Below are 1,248 nucleotides of genomic sequence, written 5' to 3'. Positions count from 1 at the left end.
ACTTCTTTATACAATAAAACATTAAAAATGGACTAAAAAGGAGATTGATCTGGCTGATTTTTTCTTAGTTGCTTCCTCCTTTAGCGAACGGTCATTGTTACATTATGGTATATCACCTGATAAAATTTATAAATTCCCTTACGGCATTGATAGCAATTATTATGATAACACCAAATTAATAAAAACACGCGATAGTAGAAAAAAATTGAACATTATTTTTGTGGGGAGAGTCACACAAAAAAAAGGTGCTTTTTATTTATTTGAGGCTATAAGAATGATGGATTTGAAATTATTTACATTTAAATTCGCAGGATCCTATGATGAAAATAGTAAATACTATAAAGACTTTAGAGATATATGTACATTTGTGGGTCATGTGACAAAAGAAGAAATTATTAATTTATATAGGGAATCTGATATACTCGTATTCCCTTCTTTAGCAGATGGATTTGGGTTATCAGTTTTAGAAGCACTATCATTCGGTATTCCCGTAATTTGTTCTGATAATGCTGGTGCAAGTGATCTAATCATTAATGGCTACAATGGCTACGTTGTTTCAACAGGTGTGGAGAGCGAGATATATGATAAATTAATTTGGTTTAATAATAATAGAGATAAATTGCAAGAGATGAGTATAAATGCACGAAAGAGTGCAGCTGAACTAACTTGGGAGAAGTATAATCAAAATGTAAAAAATGCAATTAAAAAAATAATGGAATAATTTTAAGAGGCTTTAAATGATTGCATTCAATATGGAGATGTATTTTTATGAAATTGATTTTGAATTTTAATAAGTTAAAAATATTAATATTAATATTTTTGGTAAATATATATTTATTATTATATATAGCTAAAATATATGAATTTTCATTTGTAAATGATAATGTACGATTTATTATTATGCTGTTATTATCTTTTGTGATTGCTATAAGCATGTTTAAAATGATAGCTGTGAATAAAAAGATAAATTTAGCATTTGCAGTATTTTTGAGTTTACTTTTTTATGTTTTAATAGTTACCTTAATGAGAGAACAGTTTAATCCAACTCCACTAATGAGCACATTATTTTTCCCAATTGTATTTTTAGCAAGTTATGCCATTTTTAAGAAGAGTAAGAATTTAAGTATAATTAAAAAGTATCAGTTCATTATGTTAATCCTTTACGGAGCAATGTACTTATATGTCAGATTAATAACTAATACTAATCATGGAATGGTTCTTAATTCTATTTATTATCAGGTATTATTG

2 protein-coding genes are annotated in these 1,248 nt (G+C 26.7%); both read left to right on the top strand.

Going from position 1 to position 1,248, the window contains the following annotated elements:
* The first annotated feature begins 94 nt into the window (after nucleotides 1–94).
* The gene (locus WYK_RS06305) at nucleotides 95–721 is read left to right on the top strand and encodes a glycosyltransferase family 4 protein (protein ID WP_040373711.1); all 627 of its coding nucleotides are present in this window, start codon (nucleotides 95–97) and stop codon (nucleotides 719–721) included.
* 47 nt (nucleotides 722–768) lie between these two features.
* A partial coding sequence (locus tag WYK_RS25530) for a hypothetical protein (protein WP_235782453.1) occupies nucleotides 769–1,248 on the top strand: 480 nt, incomplete at its 3' end.

This window comes from Peribacillus psychrosaccharolyticus ATCC 23296 (assembly GCF_000305495.1).
Classification (GTDB): domain Bacteria; phylum Bacillota; class Bacilli; order Bacillales; family DSM-1321; genus Peribacillus; species Peribacillus psychrosaccharolyticus.
Note: the sequence above shows the minus strand (reverse complement) of the source record. Positions and strands in the feature narration are given on the sequence as shown.